Below are 21,277 nucleotides of genomic sequence, written 5' to 3' on the forward strand. Positions count from 1 at the left end.
AAACGCCCACGGACTTCGATCTCGCCCTCTCAAAGCAGTTAACATCCGCCTGAAGCTAGCGACCGGGACTGGAAACCAAACTGTAGGTCAGGTCAAACTGTCACCTAAACGTGCATCAGACCCCCCACATTCGGTTCCTCCGACCTGGACGATTTGATGACATCGTCGAGGTTGCTGTGGTTTGCTCTCACGTCGGCACCTCGAGCTTCACACTAAGCATGCGATTGGCTTGCGAGAACACAATCCTCGCCGAAATCAAGAATGTCTACGTCAACGTCGATGCTGCTCCATGTATTCCGCGATCAGGCCGTCGGCGGTCTCTTCGATGTCGCGGGAGCGGGAGGAGAACTCCGTCAGCAGTTCGTCGGGCACGCCGTCGATCTCGAACCCCGGATTCCGTCTCGGGCCGCGATCGCGTCTCCCCCAGCTGACGCCGAGGTCGCGGCTGAGGTGATCGGCAAGGACCGCGTTATAGTGCTCCGAGAGTGCGACCACGGCACGGTGGATCGGACGCCCGTCCAGCGTGCGCCATTTCCCATCGTGCGCGCCCTGTACCCGGTTCGCGATCACCACATGGGTATGCAGTTGAGGATCCGAGGAGCGAGAGTCGTAGTGGTCGTAGGCGGCGGCCACAACGCCGCGTACCTCGACCTGCGCCACTGACCCGTCACCGGCGTCCGTGCCAACGCGGGTCATCGCGACGTCGCGCTCGAACAGATCCAGCACCTCCGAGACTGCCGCGTGATGTGCTTCGACAATCAGCGCCTGGGTGCCCCCGTCCGCAACAGCCCAGAGTGCGGAGACCGACTTCGGCACTGAGAAAGTGTGATCGAAACCGGCGACGGGGCGTGACGCCTTCTTGGCGCGTTCCTCGACTTCGATCATCGTGACCTGCTCCGCCCGCTCATCGAGGGAGATACTCAGGGGCAGCCGACGTATTCGATGAGCAATACGTTTTTCGACAGGGGCGAATACTGTGTGTCTCCGCCCGAGAGGTTCCCCAGAGACGGGGTCGCAGCTGTGTCCGAGCAGAAGCTGCAACTGGGTTTCGGCAACTTCCCCGCCAGCCTGTAGCGCCCCCGTCCCGAAGCCAACGATGCCGGACCCCATCCAGAACCCCGGCGGCGTCCCCACTTCGAGATAGTAGCGGGTGAGGGGCTCGGTAAAGTCACGTTCCCCGTCGCCAACGACGACTGTGTTGAGCAGATAGCGATACCCATCGCCTGCGCTCATTACTCGCATTGAAACAGTCACATCAGTCAGGTGCGGGTATGGCACCAGGGCAATCCAATCCGCACTTTCTGGGAGCGAGGGCGGCAGTTGTCATCTGAAGAATTCACCTGCGCTCGGAAAGGCAAGATCAAGAGTGGTTGCTGCCCCTCCGAAACAACTTGTAACGCCGAGGTAATTCTGCAGAACTGCCTCTGGCATCGCATTGTCGGTGAGAAGTGTTTCTCGCAGTCCACGTGGTGACAGTCCGTACGCCTTCGAAAAGGAGGCTCGAGCGTGCGAACTTGAGGACCACCCGACCCGACGAGCTGCTTCCGCTAACGGCAGGTTGGTCTGGCACACAAGTCTCGTAAATTCTTGCAGTCGGACCTGACGCAGGTATTCGCTGGGAGGAACCCCCGTTGCGTTGGTGACCGCTCGACGAAACGCTGAGTCCGATAGTGATACGACGCGTGCCAACTCAAGGGTTCCTGGAGCATCTCTATAAGTTTTTCGCAGAAGGGCCAATGCAGTGCGCACTTCAGGCCTAACTCCACAGCAACCAATTGGTTGTTTCCAAACATCGCGGGGACGTCGTCTCTTCATCAGACCAGATAGCGCTTCGAGCTTCCAGAATAGTTCTGTAGCCGCCACAAGCACTTTGCCGATACTCATCGACTTCGTTGAGGCTTCTTCGAGTTGCGTGAAGGATGCAGCTAGTCCATTCTGTTCGACCTCAGATATTGGGCGAACACGAGGTTCCGAAGACGCCCCTAACAGAAGCGAGGCAATCGCGGCGCGATCCTCATGAATCTCAGGAAGTGCCCACCGCACTTGATCGACGACAAAGCCGACGCGGAATGCTGCTATCACGGCTTCAACGGGAATCTTCGTAATTCCTTCGAAGTGATGGCCTGGGGGGGATCACAACGAGGTCACCCGCAGAAACCTGCAATGATCCCGCAATCTCTATGAGTCGAACTGATCCTTTGAGAACTAACGATGCTTTGAAGCTTCTTGAGACGATAGGCGGCGAGCCAGAAGGAAATCGTGCTTTGAATGCAACTGCTGGTGCATCGATAACACTTATCTGGTTCGCGAAACCTCGCGGGTACCACGAATCATCGCCCAATACTCACTGGCTTTCGACGAGTTAGAAGATCGGTCTTTGCGATCCTCACCTCCGACCCGCTGTCGTTACCGCTCAAGAACGACGGCGAGCCCTTGGCCGACGCCGATGCAGATCGCGGCGACTGCGACTCCTCCGCCGCGGCGCTTGAGCTCGTGGGCGGCGTGACCGATGATCCGGCCGCCTGAGGCGCCGAGGGGGTGGCCGATGGCGATGGCTCCGCCGTGGATGTTGAGCTTCTCCGGGTCGAGGTCACGCCAGCCTTTGAGGCAGGCCAGCGACTGTGAGGCGAAGGCTTCGTTCAGCTCGACGAGGTCAACGTCCGCCCAGGTCCGCCCCGCGCGCGCCAGCGCCTTGTTCGCGGCCTCGATCGGGGCGATCGGGAAGATGTCCGGGTCGACGCCGTGGGCGGCGCGTCCGGTGATCCGTGCGAGCGGTTCGGCGTCGATGGCATTCTCCCGGCCCAGCAGCACCGCGGAAGCACCGTCGTTGATCGAGGATGAGTTCCCGGCCGTCACGGTACCGTCGGCGGCGAACAGTGCTTTGAGACCGGCGAGCTTCTCAACGGTGCTGCCGTCGCGGATGCCCTCATCGCGGGCCATCTCAGCGCTGGGCACCTGGACGATCTCGGCGTCGTAGCGGCCCTCCGCCCACGCTTTCGCGGCGAGCTCGTGCGAGCGGACCGAGAACGCGTCCTGTGCTTCACGGGTGATCCCCCACTCCTGGGCGATCTTCTCCGCGGACTCGCCGTTGGAGATGGTCCATTGCTTGGGCAGGGCCCGGTTCACCATGCGCCACCCGATGGAGGTGTTCCAGAGCGTCTGGTTGCCGACCGCCGGCCAGGGCTTCGGGGACTTCTCGACGACGAAGGGCGCACGGGACATGGACTCCACGCCGCCGGCGAGGATCAGCTCTGCATCCCCGGACTCGATCGCCCGGGACCCCTGGATCACGGCCTCCACGGACGATGCGCAGAGCCGGTTGACGGTGACGCCGGTGACCGAGGAGGGGAAGCCCGCGAGGAGCGCGCCGAAACGGGCGACGTTGCGGTTGTCCTCACCGGCCTGGTTCGCGTCGCCGAAGATCACGTCTTCAATGCGTGCGGGATCGACGCCGGTGCGCTGGACGGCCGCTTTCATGACGACCGCGGCGAGGTCGTCGGGGCGGATCCCGGAGAGCGCGCCGGCGGCGCGGCCGAAAGGGGTGCGGACGGCGTCGTAGATGAACGTCGAGGTCATGGGGTGAACCGTGGTCTTTCTGTGATGAAGGCGGGGTCAGGCTGCGGCGCGCCTGGAGTGGTGCCCGGCACGGAACTCGTCAGGGACGGTCCCGGCGCCGGTAGCGAGGTCGGCGGCGAGCTCGCCGAGCAGCGGAGCGAACTTCGCTCCGCGGCCGGAGCAGGCGGACAGGACGACGATGCCTTCGGCCTCGTCGATCAGGAAGTCGCTGCTGGGCGTGCTGGTGAACATGCATGTCGCCTCGGCGTAGGACTCCGGTTCGACACCGGGCACCCATTCCTTGACGTAGTCGCGAGCTCGTTGCCTGGCCTCCGGCCGGATCTGGCCGGTGCGGTCGAGGATGCTCGGGATTACGGGTCCGCCGTTGAAGTGCGCGATTTTGAGGCCGTGGTATCCGGCGTCGCGGCCGCCTGGCAGACCGTAGATGTCGACCGTCTTGTTCTCGTGCATGAACGTCGGCCAAGCCGGGTAGGGTGCGCCGGAAGCGTCGGCGTCGCGGTAGGGGAAGTGGAACGCCTGCTCCTCACGCACTTCGAAAGACGGCAGTGAGTGGATGAACCCGGCAGGCAGGGCGAGCGAGTCCAGAAGGGTTGGAAGCCACGGGCCGGCCGCGACGACCACTTTCTCGCCTTCGACGACGTCGCCGACCGTGGATTCGACGCGGAAGCCGCGGCCAGTGCGCCGCTCGATAGAGCTGACGGTCCAGTTCGTGAGCAGTCTGACCCGCCCGGTCGCGGCGGCCAGGCGAACGAGGGCCTCGACCGTGTTGCGGGCATCAAGCACTCCAGCGCCGGGGTGATAGAGCACCTCGCCGTCGAAGCGGTACTGCGGCCAGCGCGACCCTGCCTCCGCCTCTGGCAGTAGCTCATGCTCGATACCCAGCGCGTCGAGGACACGGGCGAGGCCGACGGGGTCGTTCACCGAGCCGTGGTCGAGGGCGCCGGTGGGTTCGATCAGACGTGCACCGTTCTCCCGTTCGAGTTCGTCCCACAGCGGCTTGGAACGGATAACGAGCCCGGTGTAGAGCTCGCTCGGGTAGGCGTAGCGGAAGATCCGCGCCGAGCCGTGCGAGCTGCCGTACGGGTTGGCTGGTGCCGTCCGCTCCAGCAGGGTCACGTCTTGCCCGCGTTGGGCGAGACGCCACGCGGTGGCGGCGCCGGCGAGGCCTGCGCCTATGACGATGTACTCGCTCATCTCGCTCCGTCCTTACCGCTTGAACGCGGAGACCCCAGTGATCTCGCGGCCCACGATCAGGGACTGGATGAAATCGGTGCCCTCGTAGGTGTGGACGACTTCCATGTCCGTGAGATGGCGGGCGACGTGGTTCTCGAGCAGCAAGCCGTTGCCGCCGAGCAGGTCGCGGGAATCGCGGCATAGCTGCCGCGCTTTATCGCCAGTGAACATTTTCGCGAGCGAGGCCTGCTCGTTGCTTAGGCGGCCTTCGTTCTGCAGGGCGCCGGCACGGAAGCAGACCAGCTGCATCGCTGTAAGGTCAGCGAGCATGTTGGCGAGCTTGTTCTGGACGAGTTGGTAGTGTGAGATCGGGCTGCCGAACTGGACGCGCTCGGACGCGTACTGCACTGCCGCCTCGTAGGCGGCGGTCGCGTGTCCCAACGATTCCCAGGCGACGGTGCTGCGGGTGCGGTTGAGCACCGCCCCGACATCGCGGAACGACTGAGACTTTTCGAGTTTGTTCTCGGCGGGGATCCGAAGGTCTTCGAAGGTGATTTGCGCCTGCTGGATCGCGCGCTTGGCGATTTTCCCTTGGATGGCTTCCGCGTGGTATCCGGACGGGTAACTGCCGTCCTCGTTCTTCTCCAGGATGAACGCCTTGACCTTGTCGTCGGCGGTGTCGCGCGCCCAGATGATGACGAGATCTGCGACGTGGCCGAGGCCGATCCACCGCTTCGAGCCATTGAGAACGTAGTGGTCGCCGTCGAGGCGGGCGCTGGATTCAAGAGCCACGGAGTCGGAACCGTGATCGGGTTCCGTCAGCGCGAACGCGCCGAGCTTCTCGAGCTTCGCCATCTGGGTCAGCCAGCGCTGCTTCTGTTCGTCGCTGCCGAGTAGGTTGATCGTCCCCATCGCGAGGCCGGAGTGCACGGCGTTGAACGTGTTGATGCTCCCGTCACCGCGGGATAGCTCCATGGCGACCAGTCCCGCCTGCAACCGGGTCAGGCCTGGGCAGCCGTACCCTTCGATCGCGGTGCCGATGATGCCAAGCTCCCCGAGCTTTGGGAGGATCTGGTACGGGAAGTCCGCCTGTTCCCAGTACTCGTTGATGATCGGGGTGACCTCAGAATCGACGAAAGCTCGCACCTTCGCGACGAGCGCGCGATCCTCCTCGCCGAGGTAGTCCTCGACGCCGTAGAAATCCACGTTGACGCCTGACCTGTTGAGTGCACTCATGCTGTTGCTTCCTTTGCTGAGATCGATGCGAGCGGCGAGGAGCCCGCGAGCCAGCGCCGCACCAGCTCGGTATCTGCGCCTAGCTCGGGGGGCGCCTTGTCGTAGGTCGCCGGGGTCTGTGAGAAGGTGATGGGGTTGCGGATCCCGGACAGAGAGTCATCCCCGGATCCGGCTTGAACGATCGGATCCAGGCCGATGCGCTCGGCGAACTGGACACCGGCTGCGACGTCCTGGATCGGCGCGCACGGGATCCCCGCTGCGGTGAGCCGTTCGAACCACTCCGTGGCGGTCGCATGCGAGAGCGCGGCTTCGAGTAGCGGACGCAGATCGAGTCGGTTGCGGCTGCGGTCGGGCGCGAACGCGAAGCGCGGATCCTCGACGAGTTCCGGCGTGCCGAGCTCCCGGCAGAGCACCCGGAACTGCCTGTCGTTGCCGATCGCGAGCACGATCTCCCCGTCTCCGGTGGCGATCGGCTCGTAAGGGTAGATGCTCGGATGCTCGTTGCCCATGCGGGTCGGAACGACGCCTGCGATGGCGTAAGCGCCGGTCTGGTTCACCAGGCCCGACAGTGCCGAGCTCATCAGATTGACCTCCACCCGCTGCCCTTCACCGGTCACTCGCCGGTGGTTGAGGGCGGCGAGGATACCGATGCAGGCGTGCATACCCGTGAACACATCGACGACCGCGACGCCGGCACGGAACGGCTCGGTCTCCGGCGCCCCGGTGAGACTCATGAGCCCGGAGGCAGCCTGGACGAGCAGGTCGTATCCAGGAAGGCTCGCCCCGCCCGCGGTACCGAACCCGGTGATCGAGGTGAAAATCACGTCCGGGTTCTGAGCCGCCACGCTCTGATAGTCCAGCCCGAACTTCTCGAGACCGCCGGGCTTGAAGTTCTCGATTACGACGTCCGCGCGAGCTGCGAGCTCGCGTGCGGTCGCGAGATCCCCGGGGTCGCTGAAGTCCAGTTCGATCGACAGCTTGTTCCGGTTGATCGAGAGGTAGTAAGTCGACTTGCCCTCATGCTCCGGCGGCATCCAAGCACGGGTCTCGTCCCCGATCGGACTCTCGACCTTGATGACTGTCGCCCCCATGTCGGCCAGCAGCATCGTGCAGTAGGGCCCTGCCAACACTCGGCCAAAGTCGGCGATGATTGTGCCACTCAACGGCCCCTGCCCCGAACGCGCGAGTAGTTCTTCAAGTCTGTTGTGATCTTCCACCGTCTACCTCGGGACCGTTCTTCCGTTGAACCGTTTTCGATGTTTTCACCTTGTCAGGCGCGATTAGTGCACGTCAAATACCTATTTTCATGTTATTGATACCTTCAGCACATATGTCTCTCTCCAATCGTTCGTCGCACTGAGACCTGAAATGAAGCAAATACGACACGATATATGATCCTCGTGCTATCATTGGCGAGTGGAAATTCAGGACCTCAGAGCATTCGTCGCCGTCGCGGAAGAACTGCACTTCGGGCGAGCGGCCGAACGCCTCCATTTGGCGCAGCCTCCGGTAAGCCGCACCATAAAGGCACTGGAGAAGGAACTGGGCGCGGAGCTGTTCCACCGCACGACGCGCTCCGTGGAGGTCACTGCGGCCGGGGAGGCTCTGCTCGGCCCGGCCCGCCGCATTCTCAACGAACTCAAGCATGCCGCGCACGATGTGCGCGCCGCTCAGAGCGGCGAACTCGGGCATGTCGGTATCGCCTTCGCTGGCGCCTCCACACAGATTCTCGTCGGCCAGCTCTCCCGCGCTGCGCGTCTCAAACATCCAGACCTATCCCTCGAGCTCTCCAGCCAGAACTTCGCCCAGCCCGCCATCAACCGACTCCTGAACGATGAGGCGGATATCTCCATTGGCCGCTGGGACTACGTCCCAGCCGGCATCAGAACCCGCACTCTGATCAACGAGCAACTCGTCGTCGCCGTCCCGAAGACCCACACCTTGGCCGGCGCTGACTCGGTCCACATGGATCAGCTCTCCGCCGACTACTTCGTGACGCTCCCCCCGCAGCCCGGATCAGTACTTACAGACCGGCTGCTCCGACTCAGCCACGCCGCCGGCTTCGACCCCCTCATCGCGCAGGTCGCCCCCGACACCTGGACGGCGCTGTCACTCGTCGCAGCCGAGGTCGGCATTCATCTCACGATCTCATCGGTCGCAGAGAACACCCACACCGACGGGTTCTCCTTCCTCCCGGTCGCAGACCCATTCGACGAGGTGCTCCTGCGCATGGCCTGGCGCGCCGATTCGCGGAACCCCGCACTCGCCACGGTGCTGGCACTCGCCGACGAAGTCCTCTGACAGCACTTGTTTATGGGCTAGCACCCAGTTGCTGTTAGATATGCACAAGCGGTCCGCGGTCACGAGCGTTACATGGTGCTCCCAGCCAAGCCCGGTTCGCACCTTTAGAGGCCTTCCGAAGCATCATTAAGGCCGGGAACGCATATAGGGACGAGTTTAGCGAATATTTCTTCGCCTACAGCACGTATGGAATCTCTCGCCCAGTGAGCCCTGACCGGAGCGATTCCCCAGTACCCGGCATCACTGGCCAGCACAGTCCGGCAACAAGACTGCCCTCTGGGCGGGAAATACACAGTCCAGCTTAGCCAGACAATAGAAAAGCCTTCGCCGCAGTAGCGGCATGCTATTGTTCCCGGAGTCGACCATCGCCTTGAGCTTGGCCAGGTCGATCGGTGAGTCGCTGACGACCTGGGTGCCGGTGTCTTCGGCGAAGGGCTCACCGAACGCTTCGAGCTGGTATTCCTGCGTTTCGTTGCCGTAGCCGACGAAGGTGATCTTGCCGCCGGAGCCGTCTGAGCTGCCTGAGCTGCAGCCGGTCGCTGCGAGTACGAGTCCCGCGATCCCGGTGAGGGCGAGCAGCGTCTTCGGGGCCCGCTTCTTCCATGTGTTCATGCGTGTTCCTTATTCAGTGGTGGAGCCTCCCGGCGCGGGAGGACATCGGGTCGTGCCGGCTGTCTTCCCCGCAGGGTCGCCGCCTGCCTTATCCGCTCTGTACGGTGTCGAGGGCGTCGCGGATGCCGCGCACGATGGTGCGGATCTCGTCGGCGGTGACGATGAAGGGCGGGGAGATCTGGAGGATGTTGTTCGGGAGGTTCCGCAGGTGCACGCCGCGGCCTTCGAGGACGGCGACGACGTCGAGCCCGGAGATGCCGTCGGCGAGGTCGACGCCGCCCATGAGTCCGATGTGCCGTACGTCTTTCACGCCGGGGTGATCGCGGAGCTGTTCGAGTTCCTCGGCGAGGACCGGCTCGAGCTCGCGGACGCGGCCGAGGAGATTCTCTCGCTCGATGATCTCGAGGTTCTTGAGTCCGACGGCCGCGACGGTCGCGTGGCCGGAGTAGGTGAGGCCCTGGTGGAAGATGGGTGCGTCGTCGCCTGCGTAGAACTGGCTGGATACCCTGGGGGCGACGATGACGCCGCCCAGGGGCAGGTAGCCGGAGGTGATGCCTTTCGCGAAGGTGATCATGTCGGGTTCGAGGTTGAAGCGTTCGGACGCCGTCCAGGTGCCGAGACGGCCGAAGGCGGTGACGACTTCGTCGGCGATGATGAGGAAACCGAACTCTTTCGCGAGTTCCTTGATCCGCTCGAAGTAGCCGGCCGGGGGCGGGACGAGACCGCCGACGCCCATGACGGGTTCGGCGATGAACGCGGCGATTTTCTCTCCGCCGTGTTCGCGGATGGTGCGCTCGGCGGCGTCGATGTCCCACTGATCGACGAGCAGCGTCTCCGGGATGAGGGTGCCGGGGCCGAAGCCGTCGCGGTTGAAGGAGAGGCCTGCGACGCTGGTGCCGTAGGCGTGGAGGCCGTGGTAGCCGTCCTGTCTGGATACGACGGTGAGCTTCTCCGGCTGTCCCTGGAGCTGCTGGTGACGGCGTGCGAGTTTGAGCGCCAGATCGACGGAGTCGGATCCGCCGCTGGTGAAGATGACCTTGGCGTCGTCGAATGGGGCGAGCGTCGCGATCTTGTTCGCAAGATCGAGTGCCGGCTGGTTCACGTACCGGCCGAAGATGTGCCAGGTCTCGAGGGTGCGGATCTGCTCGGCGGCGGCCTGTGCGATCTCGTCCCGGCCGTGGCCGACGTTGGCGTACCAGAGGCCGCCGGCGGCGTCGAGGAGGCGGTCCCCGTCCGCAGTGGTGATGTAGGCGCCGTCGCCTTCGACGATGACGGTCTGCGGGTTCGAGAGCACGGTCGGCATGTGCGCCTGGGCGCTCCACAGGGCGTTGGTCTGGGGCATCTGCATCCTCCTGGGATCGTGTGTGGGGTTCGGGCCAGCCGTTGGGGTGCGGTGTGTGACCCGAGTGTTCAGCTGTAGTCGAAGAAGCCTGCGCCGCTTTTGCGCCCGAGCTCTCCGGCAGCGACCTTGTCGCGCAGGATCTGCGGGGGTGCGAAGCGCTCGCCGAGCGTGGAGGCGAGGTACTCCGCGATGCCGAGCCGCACGTCCAGGCCGACGAGGTCGGTGGTTTTGAGCGGGCCGGTGGCGTGCCGGTACCCGAGCACCATCGCCGCATCGATGTCCTCGGCGGATGCGACGCCCTCTTCGAGCATCCGCATCGCTTCGAGTGCGAGGGCGACGCCGAGCCGGGAGCTCGCGAAGCCGGGTGCGTCATGCACGACGACGGGGGTCTTCCGCAGCCCCTCGGTCCACTCGCGCGCTGCGGCGACGAGGCCGACGCCGGTCTGCTCGCCGACGACGACCTCGATCAGCGTGGAGGCGGGAACCGGGTTGAAGAAGTGCAGCCCGAGGAAGCGGGACGGGTGGGAGAGCTCTGCGGCGAGCTTCGTGACCGACAGCGACGACGTGTTCGTCGCGATCGCGGTGGTCTCGGTGACGCGCTCCTCGATCGCGCGGAGGGTGTTCACTTTGAGTTCGAAGTCCTCGGGGACCGCCTCGATCACGAGGTCTGCTTCTCCCAGGAGCCCGTAGTCCTCGGACACGACGAGGCGTCCTAGGATCACGTCAAGGGCGGGGGCCGCTGGATCCTTCGCGACCGCTTTCTGCGCGATGTCATCGAGCCGTGCCCGGGCGGCGTCCACCGACGCGGCATCGCGTTCGAGCACGGTGACCTGCGATCCGCCGACGGCGAAGCTGAGCGCGATGCCCGCCCCCATCCGTCCGCCTCCGACGACGGCGATGTGATTCGGCAATGCCATGGGTTCAGCGTCCTTTCCGCGCGTTGCGCTTCAGCAGAAAATCATCCATGCGCCGGGTCTTCTCCGGGGATTCGAAGAGCAGCGCCTGCGCAAGGTTGTCGATGACCGGGTGCGCCGCCCGCGGCGCGTGGATCACCTGCTTGGTCACCTGGATCGCCAGCGGGTCGAAACCGCCGATACGGTCCGCGAGCGCGTTCGCCCGGTCCAGGAGCTCGTCCGGCTCGCAGACTTCGCCGACCAGCCGGATCGAGAGCGCCTCGTCTGCGGTGAGGACGCGGCCGGCGAGCAGGATCTCATTCGCGACGGGCTCGCCCACGAGCTCGACGAGTCGCCAGCATGCCCCCGCGGCGGCGATGATGCCGAGGTTGGGTTCGGGGTTGCCGATCTTCACCCGCGTCGTCGCGATCCGGAAGTCGGCGGCGTAGGCGAGCTCGGCGCCGCCGCCGAGGGCATAGCCGTCGATCGCGGCGATCACCGGCATCGGCAGGGCAGCGATCCGCGCGAAGATGCTCGAGTTGATCCCGCGCAGGGCGTCATGACGGCGCCGGTCGCGCAGCTGGGAGATGTCCGCGCCGGAGGCGAAGATGCCGCCCTTGTCGGTGCGGGCCCCCGTCAGGATGAGGATGCGCGGTTCGCGTTCGAGCTGGTCGCAGACCTCGTGGAGATCATCCACCATGGCCTGGTCGATCGAGTTCAGTGTCTGAGGCCGGTCCAATCGCACGATCGTGCGATCGCCGTTGTGCTCGACTGTGAGCGTTTCCACCAAGCCCCACCTCTCTCAGATCGCGTCCAGGCACACTCAGTCCTGGTGTATGTCATGTCCCAGCTTGCTGCGAAATCCAATAACACACAAATACCCAATAGCTCTCATTCAATGACGATTTCGTCATAAATACTCACTGAGGGTCCCACTGGGCGCGAGAGAGCATTATTGATGCCAGTGCATGAGCGGGGGCGGATTTGGTATTGGACGCGACATGAATAGTGAGCGACAGTGATTGTCGAGGATCCGTGTGCACTGGTGCGCGCGGAGTTCCGCGATCACACACCGAACAATGAAGGAGCGTCGTCGCACATGGGTGTCTACACGACCGTGAATCCAGCAACCGGCGAGCAGGTGGCCGAGTTCCCCGAGCTCACCGACGAAGAGGCCCGGGACGCGCTCGATCGCGCCGCGGGAGCCTATCCGCAGTGGCGGGATCGCGGGTTGCAAGAGCGGGTCGCCCTGGTCAAGCGCATCGCCGCGCTCCACCGCGAACAGCGGGAAGAGCTGGCTGCGCTCATCACGCTCGAGATGGGCAAGCCCATCGTCCAGGCGCGTGGCGAGGTCGACCTCGTCGCGAACATCTACGACTACTATGCGGACCGCGCCGAGCAGTTCCTCGCGGACGAGGTGCTCGACATCTCCGGCCCCGGCACCGCCGTCGTGAAGACCGAGCCGGTGGGCGTCCTTGTCGGTATCATGCCGTGGAACTACCCCTATTACCAGGTGGCGCGGTTCGCGGCCCCGAACCTGATCCTGGGCAACACGATCCTGCTCAAGCACGCACGCAACTGCCCGCAGTCCGCCCTCGCTATCGAGCGGGTGTTCCGCGAGGCGGGGCTGCCCGATGGCGTCTACGCGAACGTGTTCGCCAACAACGATCAGATCGCCGAGATGATCGCCGATCCGCGTGTGCAGGGCGTCTCCCTCACCGGGTCCGAGCGGGCGGGCTCCGCGGTCGGCGAGGTCGCCGGGCGGCATATGAAGAAGTACGTGCTGGAGCTCGGCGGCTCCGACCCGTTCATCGTGCTCGACGACGCCGACCTCGACGCGGCAGCCGCCGCGGCCGCGGTCGGTCGCTTCGCCAACGGCGGCCAGGCCTGCACCGCGTCCAAGCGCTTCATCGTCCTGGACGCGGTGTACGACGCGTTCCTCGAGAAGTTCATCGAGCAGAGCCGCGCGTACGCCACAGGCGATCCGTCGTCGGACGAGACGAAGCTCGGCCCGCTCTCCTCCACCGCCGCCCGCCGGGATCTCGTCGAGCTGGTCGACGAAGCCATCGACCGCGGCGCGAAAGTCCACCTGGGCGGGGAGGCCCCTGACGCACCGGGCGCCTACTATCCGGCGACCGTGCTGTCGGGCGTGACGAAAGACATGCGCGCCTACGCGGAGGAGCTGTTCGGACCGGCCGCGGTCGTGCACCGCGCCGCGTCCGAGGAGGAGGCGGTGCGGATCGCCAACGACTCCCCGTTCGGTCTGGGCGGCACGGTCTTCTCGGGCGACCTGGAACGGGCGCAACGGGTCGCCGACCGGATCGAGACGGGCATGGTCTGGATCAACAGCACGAGCAAGACAGCCCCGGATCTCCCGTTCGGCGGGGTCAAGGCCTCGGGCGTCGGCCGCGAGCTCGCGCATTACGGCATCAACGAGTTTGCCAACAAGAAGCTCGTCCGCGTCCCTGGGGCCACGAAATAGTACGCCGCGTGGCGGAGTGCACCACCGGAGCGATTCGGGGGATACACTCCGCCACTTCGCATGCCCCATCCCCATGCCCAGGCTGCACTCACAAGAAGTAACCTCGGGCAGGGCTCGGATCTCTGAGCCGATGGGGCCGGGCGTGCCGTACGCGCAGCATGAGCGGCATTCCGAGTCGCTTCATTTGACGTGCGTTCAGAGACCGTGTTCAGGGCCCCGCGGGTACATGACGTGCCGAAGACGACCTTTGGGCACCCGAAAGGCGAGACCGCGCACGCAGCGTTCGAAGAGGCGCCGGAGTTGACGGGTCACCTGGTCCTCGAAGCCTCCGTGGTTGACATCGGCGAACCAGCAAGTGGGCTGGCGAGCGGGCGAGACGCTAGTCGACGGGTCGAACAGCATGAATCCTCGCGCGCATGTTCGTTCATACCGATGCGATGAAGAACATCCGTATTTCGGTGGTACCGGTGATCGCTGTGCCGAGCGATGCGGCCCGAGACGCGGTCTAGCGTCTCGGCCGGTCGAGCCCGACGGTTTCTCGATCCGCGTGCCGCGGTCAGGAGCGCCGGGCTCGACCGCACCCGCCTCTAGCCGAGGGCGGGCTGATCCCAGATCGGCAGCACCGTGCCGATGTCGCGGCGCTGCGCCTCCCAGAGGAGTTCGGTCGCCCAGGCGACGTCTTCGGCCGGGATCCCGCCGATGGAGAAGAATGACGGCCGCGCCGGATCGTAGCCGGGTGCTCGGCCGTCGACGATGTCCCCGAACTCGGCGATGTCGGCGGCGGTCAGGCGCCCCTCCAGGAGCATGTCCTGGTATTTGACGCCGAGTGCCCCGAGCTGCTCGTGGTACGGACGGCTGAAGTTCGCGACGTAGGCTTCATAGAGCGGAGTGTGGTCGACGACGTTGCGAGCTCCAGCACTCAGGAACCCGGCATCGACCTGGATGTTCGAGGTCGCCGCGACATACGCTCCCGGGCGCAGCCACTCCGGGTCGATGACCGGGTAGTTCGCGGTGCCGGACAGACCGGTCGCGGCGACGGTGACGATGTCGGCGTCGGCGACCGCCGACCGGATCGAATCGACGATCTCCACCGCTTGGATCTGGGGGAACTCGGAGCGGACGAGCTGCTCGAAGCGCTGCGCGTTCCGGCTCGTGAGCGAGCGCGCCGCGATCCGGACGCGGGCGATGGCGGGCCGTGCCTCGAGGATCGCCCGGAACGCGACCTGGTTGATGAGCCCGGGGCCGATCACCGCGACCGAGTCGGCGTCCGGCCGGGCGAGGTGGCGGGCGCCGGCTCCGACGACCGCACCAGTGCGATAGGCGCTGATCAGGTTTCCCGGCATCACGGCGATCGGAGCGCCTGTCTCGGTGTCGTTCAAGACCACGAGGTGGATGGACCGGGGCAGATCCTTCTCGGTGTTCTCGATGTTCGAGCCGTACCACTTGAGGCCGGTCGCACGATACTTCCCGCCGATGTACGCCGGCATCGCCATGAAGCGGCGGTCCGACGTGTGGCGCGGCATGCCAGGGAACGCCGGCTCGAGCGGGAAGTCGACTTTGATCCCGTGCGAGCTGTGATTCGGGCCGCCCATGCGGTAGTCGCCAGTCGCGAGCAGTGAGAAGACCTCGCACATCGTGTCGATGCAGCGCACCATGTCCGTGGCGCCGACGTCGATGAGCTCGGGCTCGCTGAGGTACCGCAACCGGAGAGAAGTGTCGTGCATCGTTGCCCTTTCCTGCCCGCGGCCTCACCGCGAGGTGCCGTATTCGATATTGCGATGCTAACCCTCGATAACGTGCCCGGAATGCAAAAGAGCCGCTTTCATTCAGACTGATAGCGCATGAATCATGCGGGAACTGGTATCGCGGGGCTCTTCGATTCCCTGCATCGACCTGGAACACTGAGGTCACCAGCTACTTTCGCAACGGCTGCACGGTGCCGTGCCGCACGAGGAGGATCGATGTCCAGCGCTGAGCAGGCGTCCGTCGCCGTCATCGGAATGGGCACCGTAGGCGCCATGGCCGCGTGGCAGCTGTCGAAGCTGGTGCCGGGACGCATCATCGGCATCGAGCAGTACGGCGTCGCGCACGCGTACGGCGCGTACGCCGGGGAGTCCCGCCTGTTCCGCACCGCAGCTTACGAGGGCGAGCACTATACTCCGTTGCTCGTCCGGTCGCAGCAGCTGTGGCGAGAACTCGAGCGGGAATCGGGGCAGAGCATCTACCTGCAGGTCGGCGCGCTCACGATCGCCCCCGGTGCTTCCCCGAAGATCGCTGGAACCCTCGAGGCCGCCGAGCGATTCGCCCTCCCCTACGAACATCTGGCGGGGCGCGAGCTGCTCAGCAGGTTCCCGCAGCACGACTTCGACGACGGCGACGAGGCGATCCTCGATCTCGGCGGCGGCGGCCTGCGCCCCGAGCGCGCCATTCTCACCGCGGCATCACTCGCCGAGCGCGGAGGCGCCGAGATCTGGGACGGCACTCGGGTGCTCGGCATCGACGAGCAGCACGGGCGGCACCTCGTGAGCACCACCCGCGGCGACATTCTCGCCGAGAAGGTCGTCATCGCCGCCGGCCCCTGGAGCCAGCAGGTCCTCCCTGAGCTGAAGACGTTCACGAAGGTGAAGAGTGTGCCGCTCACGTGGTTCATGCCGAAACGCGTCGACCAGTTCCTTCCCGAACGGTTCCCCGTCTTCGTGCGGGACCGCGGAACCACCCACCTGTTCGGCGCCCCGAGCCTCGAAGGCTACGCCGTGAAGATCAGCCGCGCCGCGTTCCCGGACTGGCCGCTCGTCGACGACGTCGCGCAGCTGCAGCGTGAGCACACCCGGGCAGAGCTCGCGCAGACCTCCGAGTTGGCGACCTGGTACTTCCCGGGCCTGCACCCGGAGCCGGTGCGCCACAGCATCCACCCGGACAGCTACACGGCCGATCTCACCCCGATCATCGACGCCTCGCCCGACGGCAGCCGCGTCGTCGTGTCCGGGCTGTCGGGACGGGGCTTCAAGTTCGCGCCCGTCCTCGGCCGCATCGCCGCTGACCTCATCCACGCAGGCGCCAGCGAACTCTACGACCCCGGCCGGTTCAGCCTCGCCGCTCACTACCGCACGCTCGACCACTAACCACACAGGCGGTCCGGGGCTCCTGCCGCGGCGCACCGCGCACGCGCCGGGAGCACAGTTCGCCATATCCATGAGAACCCCTTGAGAAGGAGAAACACCATGCAGGAAATCACTCGCGACGTCGTCATCATCGGCGCCGGTCCCGCGGGCCTCACCGCGGCGCGGCGCCTGAGCCAGGCCGGGAAGACGGTCGCCGTGCTCGAAGCGCGCGACCGCGTCGGCGGCCGCACCTGGTCGGACACGATCGACGGCACCTTCCTCGAGATCGGCGGCCAGTGGATCGCACCCGAGCAGACCGCGATCCAGGATCTCGCGGCGGAACTCGGACTCGAGCTCTTCCAGCGCCACCGCGACGGCGATTCGGTGTTCATCGACAAGGAGGGCAACCGCCACCGTTTCACCGGCGACTTCCCCGTGAAGCCGGAGACCCTCGAGGAAATGCTCAAGCTCCGCGCAGAACTCACCCGACTCTCCCTCGAAGTCGACCCGGCCGCCCCGTGGGAGCACCCCCGCGCCGCCGAGTACGACGAGATCACCTTCGACGCCTGGCTGCGCACCCAGAGCGACGACGCCGAGGCGCGCCTCATCATCGGCAACTTCATCTCAGGGGCGATGCTCACCAAGCCCAAGCACTCGTTCTCCCTGCTGCAGGCCATCTTCTTCGGCGCCTCGGCCGGGTCGTTCGAGAACCTCGTGGACGAAGACATCCTCCTCGACAAGCGCGTCGTCGGCGGCATGCAGAGCGTCTCCATCCGCATCGCCGAAGAACTCGGCCCCGACAATGTCTTCCTCGACAACCCGGTGCGCGAGCTTCACTGGGAGGACAGCGGCGAAGGCGCCCCCGCCACGGTCATCGCGATCACCGACCACATCCGCGTGAGTGCCCGCCACGCGATCCTCGCGGTACCGCCGAACCTGTACTCCCGCATCCAGTACGTACCGGCCCTCCCCCGCACCCAGCAAGTCGCGCACCAGCACCACTCGATGGGGCTCGTCATCAAGGTCCACGCCTCCTATGACCGCCCGTTCTGGCGCGAGCAGGGCCTCTCCGGCACCGGCTTCGGCTACTACAACGTCGTCCAGGACATCTACGACAACACGAATCACGGCGACGAGCGCGGCACCCTCGTCGGATTCATCGTGGAGCGCGACGCGGAGAAGGTCTGGGCGCTGCCCGAGAAAGAGCGCCGGGAGACGATCCTGAACTCCCTCGCCGAGTACCTCGGCGACGAGGCGCGCAACCCGCTCGCGTTCTACCTCTCCGATTTCGGCGCCGAGGAGTGGACCCGGGGCGCATACGGCACCAGCTACGATCTCGGCGGCCTGAGCCGCTGGGGCGCGACCCAGAACCAGCCCGTCGGCCCGATCTTCTTCGCCAGCTCCGACATCCAGGGCTTCGGCTACCAGCACGTCGACGGCGCCGTCCGCATCGGGCAGGACACCGCCGCCCGCATCCTCGAGGCGGACCGCGCAGCACAGTGACCACCGCACAGCGCGAGCCCGCCGCGACCACCAAGAGCCTGACACTCAAAGGTCTTCAGAAAGGGAAGATCGGCGCCTTCGCCGGGGCGATCATCGGAATCGCGAGCATCGCCCCGGCATACACCATGACCTCCGGGAACGGGCCGACGATCTCGGTGGCCGGGCTGCAGACCCCGTTCATCCTTTTGGTCGGATGCATCCCGATGCTGTTCGTGCTCATGGGCTACCGGGAGCTGAACACCTCGATGCCGGACTCGGGCTCCACATTCACATGGTCATCGCGCGCGTTCGGCCCCTGGATCGGCTGGCTCGGCGGGTGGGGGCTCGTCGCGTCGACCGCGCTGGTGCTGTCGAACCTCGCCGCGGTCGCCGTCGACTTCCTGTTCATCGCGCTGTCGCAGATGTTCGGGAGCCCCGACATCGCCGACCTCACGGACAATCTCTGGGTCAACATCCCGGTCGTCGCGATCCTAACGGGGATCGCCGCGTACATCTCGTATCGAGGCGTCGAGGAGACCAAGCGCGTCCAATACGCGCTCGTCGGCCTGCAGGCCATCGCCCTGGCCTGGTTCGTGATCGCAGCGGTCGTCAAGATCGCGAATGGCGAAGCCTACGACTACACCCCGGTGAGCCTGGAATGGTTCAACCCCGCGCTCCTCGGATCCGACGGGTTCAGCTTCAGCGTACTCATGGCCGGCCTCTCGCTGTCGATCTTCATGTTCTGGGGCTGGGACGTCATCCTCACGATGAACGAGGAGACCAAAGATCCCCGCCGCACCCCCGGACGGGCCGCACTGCTCACCATCGCCATGATCGTGATCACCTACCTCACCGTCACGATCGTGCTGCTCAGCTATGCCGGCATCGGCACGACGGGACTCGGGGCCGGAAACCCGGACATCCAAGAAGCGCTGTTCGCCGCCCTCGCCCCCGAGGTAATGGGACCGTTCGCCCTGGTGATGTCGCTCGCCGTCTTCGCGAGCTCAGCCTCGGCGCTCCAGGCGACGCTCGTGTCCCCTTCCCGGACCTTGCAAGCGATGTCGCATTACGGGGCTGTGCCGAAAACCTTCGGCAAGCTCTCCAAGTACCAGACACCGGGTGCCGCGACGGTGTGGGCGGCGGTCGCCTCGGTCGCCTTCTACGTGCTCATGCGCCTCGTGTCCGAGGACGCCCTCTGGGACACGATCACCGCGATGGGCATCATGGTCTGCTTCTACTACGGCATCACCGGCCTGGCAGCGTTCTGGTACTTCCGCGGCACCTGGTTCGCCAGCCTTGGGAACTTCTTCCGGCGCTTCTTCCTCCCGCTGCTGGGCGGGATCGCGCTCGTCGTCATGTTCGTCAAGACGCTGTACGACTCCGCCACCGACCCCGACTTCGGGTCCGGGAACATGCTCTTCAGCACCACCCTCCCCGACGGCTCTACCGATGGCGGCGTCGGAGTCGTCTTCGTCGCCGGCGTCGCCATTATCGGCGGCGGCATCATCCTAATGGTGATCTACTCCCTCATAAACCCAGGATTCTTCAAAGGCAAGGAAATCGAAGTCGGATCGGTACGCCAGGAAACCGATATGACACCTTTTGATGCCGCAGCAGATCACGCCTCAGCAGAGCGAGAAGAGCACTTGCAACATGAAACCGGACGCTAGTCAAGGTTACTCAAAAGTGTTATTACCGCAATACAGTCTGCATGTTCAATGCATAGAAATAACATAGGAGAGGACCAATAGCGGTAGGCGTCGGGCGGTTAGGAATTTCCTATCCCTAATCATCTGGTGCGATGCCCACACTATCGCCGTGGCCGACACAGGTGAAGAGTTCACCTCGGAGCAAGGACGTTTTACTGGTGGAAACGAGAGTTCCACTCATGGCCCGGCATCATGTCCTGAAATCAGCAACCGAGAGAACCGCATACCGTGAAATCAAGATTGTTGCGGTCCGAAGCGGTAGCTTACGCGTGTTGGTTGACAACTATGAAACCCTTGCGCACACCGGTGACATTACAGTTCTCCCCGCAGAGACGGTATTCCATGTGGTCCCAGTGCCCCAAGCCTCAATTACATGCATCTACTTAGACCCAGAATATGCGCTTGATCTAGTCTATTGGCAGTATCGCGGCCGACTCTCTCACCGCGCAGAGGCGCACGTCTTTGCTGAACGTTTATACGGTGACATGCGAATTATCGTGCGGCTTGGCAAACGCCTTAAGAAACTGGCACCGATTCTCGACGGAATGGTTGCGCTGAGCAGAACGAGTGATTTTGTCATACATTCAAACCAGATGCAGGCACACTGGTTCACCCTTGCAAACGCAATTTCACGCAGTATTGGTGGACCGGAGGCATTTCCGCCCGCCGGGTCCGACCAAAGGCTCCGTGCGACGCGCCCGACGCCGATCAGACCTGAGGTACTAAAGGTCGAAACGCTCCTGCGTGAGAGGCCCGAATTTGAGTGGACACTTAGAGAGCTGGCCAGGCGAGTTAATCTCTCGCCGGGTCATCTCTCTACACTGTGCACTCGAGCCTGGGGCTATCCGCCAAGAACCCGATTGCAATTGATCCGGGTTGAGATGTTGGCAAGGTTGCTGCAGGAGACAGACAGCACAGTCGAGCATTGCATTCATCTTGTCGGATGGAGAAGTAGTTCGCATGCCTCGAAGCTTTTTCGTACAGTTATGCAAGTCTCGCCTCACGAATATCGGATCGCGCGTCGGCGTGATACTTCTGTGACTTTGGGGGCCGAAATCGTTGGTCTTGGGGCCCGTAGCGAGGCAGTTTGAAAGAGGACACTTCCATCTTGGAAGTGATTAGCGGTAAGCCGGATATTCCATAGTGTCGGGGTCACTGCTACGCCTGACGAACGGTACCCTCCGAACGTCACTTGCGTCTTCTGTTCTCCTCGTCGCACCTTATCGCCAGTACCCAAGGTGAGAAGGAGTTAGCAACATGAATGATCTCGATCAACTGGCGAGTAGTCGTTTAAGGTACTCCTCGTCCACCTAGTTGGTACTCGGTTCCGGGAAGAGGGTACTGGCCCGCAGCATTACCCGCCTTGGGCC

17 protein-coding genes and 1 pseudogene are annotated in these 21,277 nt (G+C 64.4%); 7 read left to right on the forward strand and 11 right to left on the reverse strand.

Features of this window, described 5'->3' with window-relative positions; all coding sequences use genetic code 11:
* Positions 1-110: 110 nt before the first annotated feature.
* The gene (locus AB0O71_RS14645) at positions 111-431 is read left to right on the forward strand and encodes a hotdog domain-containing protein (RefSeq protein ID WP_363746482.1); all 321 of its coding nucleotides are present in this window, start codon (positions 111-113) and stop codon (positions 429-431) included.
* Here AB0O71_RS14645 and mobF read toward each other — a convergent pair.
* The 6 genes and pseudogenes from mobF to AB0O71_RS14675 all read right to left on the reverse strand — a co-directional run.
* Positions 319-1,242, reverse strand: a pseudogene (gene mobF / locus AB0O71_RS14650) (MobF family relaxase); the annotation flags it as partial. The gene AB0O71_RS14645 and the pseudogene mobF overlap by 113 nt on opposite strands.
* 81 nt (positions 1,243-1,323) lie before the next feature.
* A complete protein-coding gene (locus AB0O71_RS14655; RefSeq protein WP_363746504.1) occupies positions 1,324-1,884 on the reverse strand; it encodes an AraC family transcriptional regulator in 561 nt (186 codons plus the stop codon).
* A gap of 522 nt (positions 1,885-2,406) precedes the next feature.
* A complete protein-coding gene (locus AB0O71_RS14660; RefSeq protein ID WP_363746484.1) occupies positions 2,407-3,576 on the reverse strand; it encodes a thiolase family protein in 1,170 nt (389 codons plus the stop codon).
* A 36-nt stretch (positions 3,577-3,612) separates the two neighbouring features.
* Positions 3,613-4,770: an FAD-dependent oxidoreductase gene (locus tag AB0O71_RS14665; RefSeq protein ID WP_363746486.1), complete on the reverse strand. Its 1,158-nt coding sequence runs from the start codon at positions 4,768-4,770 to the stop codon at positions 3,613-3,615.
* A gap of 12 nt (positions 4,771-4,782) precedes the next feature.
* Complete coding sequence (locus tag AB0O71_RS14670) at positions 4,783-5,985, reverse strand: acyl-CoA dehydrogenase family protein (RefSeq protein ID WP_363746488.1); 1,203 nt, start codon at positions 5,983-5,985, stop codon at positions 4,783-4,785.
* A complete protein-coding gene (locus tag AB0O71_RS14675) occupies positions 5,982-7,148 on the reverse strand; it encodes a CoA transferase (RefSeq protein ID WP_363746490.1) in 1,167 nt (388 codons plus the stop codon). Before AB0O71_RS14675 ends, AB0O71_RS14670 begins: the two co-directional genes overlap by 4 nt.
* A gap of 253 nt (positions 7,149-7,401) precedes the next feature.
* Between AB0O71_RS14675 and AB0O71_RS14680 the strand changes: the two genes are divergently transcribed.
* Entirely contained in the window at positions 7,402-8,286 is an 885-nt protein-coding gene (locus AB0O71_RS14680; RefSeq protein WP_079941030.1) for a LysR substrate-binding domain-containing protein, read from the forward strand.
* Between the two features lie 240 nt (positions 8,287-8,526).
* Here AB0O71_RS14680 and AB0O71_RS14685 read toward each other — a convergent pair whose 3' ends face one another.
* The 4 genes from AB0O71_RS14685 to AB0O71_RS14700 all read right to left on the reverse strand — a co-directional run bounded on the left by AB0O71_RS14685 (position 8,527) and on the right by AB0O71_RS14700 (position 11,920).
* Entirely contained in the window at positions 8,527-8,898 is a 372-nt protein-coding gene (locus AB0O71_RS14685) for a hypothetical protein (protein ID WP_363746492.1), read from the reverse strand.
* Positions 8,899-8,986: 88 nt separating this feature from the next.
* Complete coding sequence (locus AB0O71_RS14690; RefSeq protein WP_363746494.1) at positions 8,987-10,240, reverse strand: aminotransferase class III-fold pyridoxal phosphate-dependent enzyme; 1,254 nt, start codon at positions 10,238-10,240, stop codon at positions 8,987-8,989.
* Between the two features lie 68 nt (positions 10,241-10,308).
* Positions 10,309-11,157, reverse strand: coding sequence for a 3-hydroxyacyl-CoA dehydrogenase family protein (locus tag AB0O71_RS14695; protein WP_363746496.1), 849 nt, complete (start codon positions 11,155-11,157; stop codon positions 10,309-10,311).
* A 4-nt stretch (positions 11,158-11,161) separates the two neighbouring features.
* Positions 11,162-11,920 carry an enoyl-CoA hydratase/isomerase family protein gene (locus AB0O71_RS14700; protein ID WP_363746498.1) on the reverse strand — a complete coding sequence of 253 codons (759 nt, stop codon included), beginning with the start codon at positions 11,918-11,920 and terminating at the stop codon, positions 11,162-11,164.
* 312 nt (positions 11,921-12,232) lie between these two features.
* Here AB0O71_RS14700 and AB0O71_RS14705 point away from each other — a divergent pair, with 312 nt between their 5' ends.
* Complete coding sequence (locus tag AB0O71_RS14705) at positions 12,233-13,615, forward strand: NAD-dependent succinate-semialdehyde dehydrogenase (RefSeq protein ID WP_363746500.1); 1,383 nt, start codon at positions 12,233-12,235, stop codon at positions 13,613-13,615.
* Between the two features lie 587 nt (positions 13,616-14,202).
* Here the strand turns inward: AB0O71_RS14705 and AB0O71_RS14710 are convergent.
* Complete coding sequence (locus AB0O71_RS14710) at positions 14,203-15,339, reverse strand: tyramine oxidase subunit B (protein ID WP_234001608.1); 1,137 nt, start codon at positions 15,337-15,339, stop codon at positions 14,203-14,205.
* Positions 15,340-15,576: 237 nt separating this feature from the next.
* Here AB0O71_RS14710 and solA point away from each other — a divergent pair, with 237 nt between their 5' ends.
* The 4 genes from solA (at position 15,577) to AB0O71_RS14730 (ending at position 20,998) form a co-directional block, all read left to right on the forward strand.
* Positions 15,577-16,737: an N-methyl-L-tryptophan oxidase gene (solA, locus tag AB0O71_RS14715; RefSeq protein ID WP_234001607.1), complete on the forward strand. Its 1,161-nt coding sequence runs from the start codon at positions 15,577-15,579 to the stop codon at positions 16,735-16,737.
* A gap of 99 nt (positions 16,738-16,836) precedes the next feature.
* Positions 16,837-18,219 carry an NAD(P)/FAD-dependent oxidoreductase gene (locus tag AB0O71_RS14720; RefSeq protein ID WP_280569240.1) on the forward strand — a complete coding sequence of 461 codons (1,383 nt, stop codon included), beginning with the start codon at positions 16,837-16,839 and terminating at the stop codon, positions 18,217-18,219.
* Complete coding sequence (locus tag AB0O71_RS14725) at positions 18,216-19,868, forward strand: APC family permease (protein ID WP_234001605.1); 1,653 nt, start codon at positions 18,216-18,218, stop codon at positions 19,866-19,868. Before AB0O71_RS14720 ends, AB0O71_RS14725 begins: the two co-directional genes overlap by 4 nt.
* 632 nt (positions 19,869-20,500) lie before the next feature.
* Entirely contained in the window at positions 20,501-20,998 is a 498-nt protein-coding gene (locus AB0O71_RS14730; RefSeq protein ID WP_363517679.1) for an AraC family transcriptional regulator, read from the forward strand.
* The last annotated feature ends 279 nt before the right edge of the window (positions 20,999-21,277 follow it).

The sequence above is a fragment of the Leucobacter sp. NPDC077196 genome (assembly GCF_040687075.1).
In the GTDB taxonomy this organism is placed as follows: Bacteria; Actinomycetota; Actinomycetes; order Actinomycetales; family Microbacteriaceae; genus Leucobacter.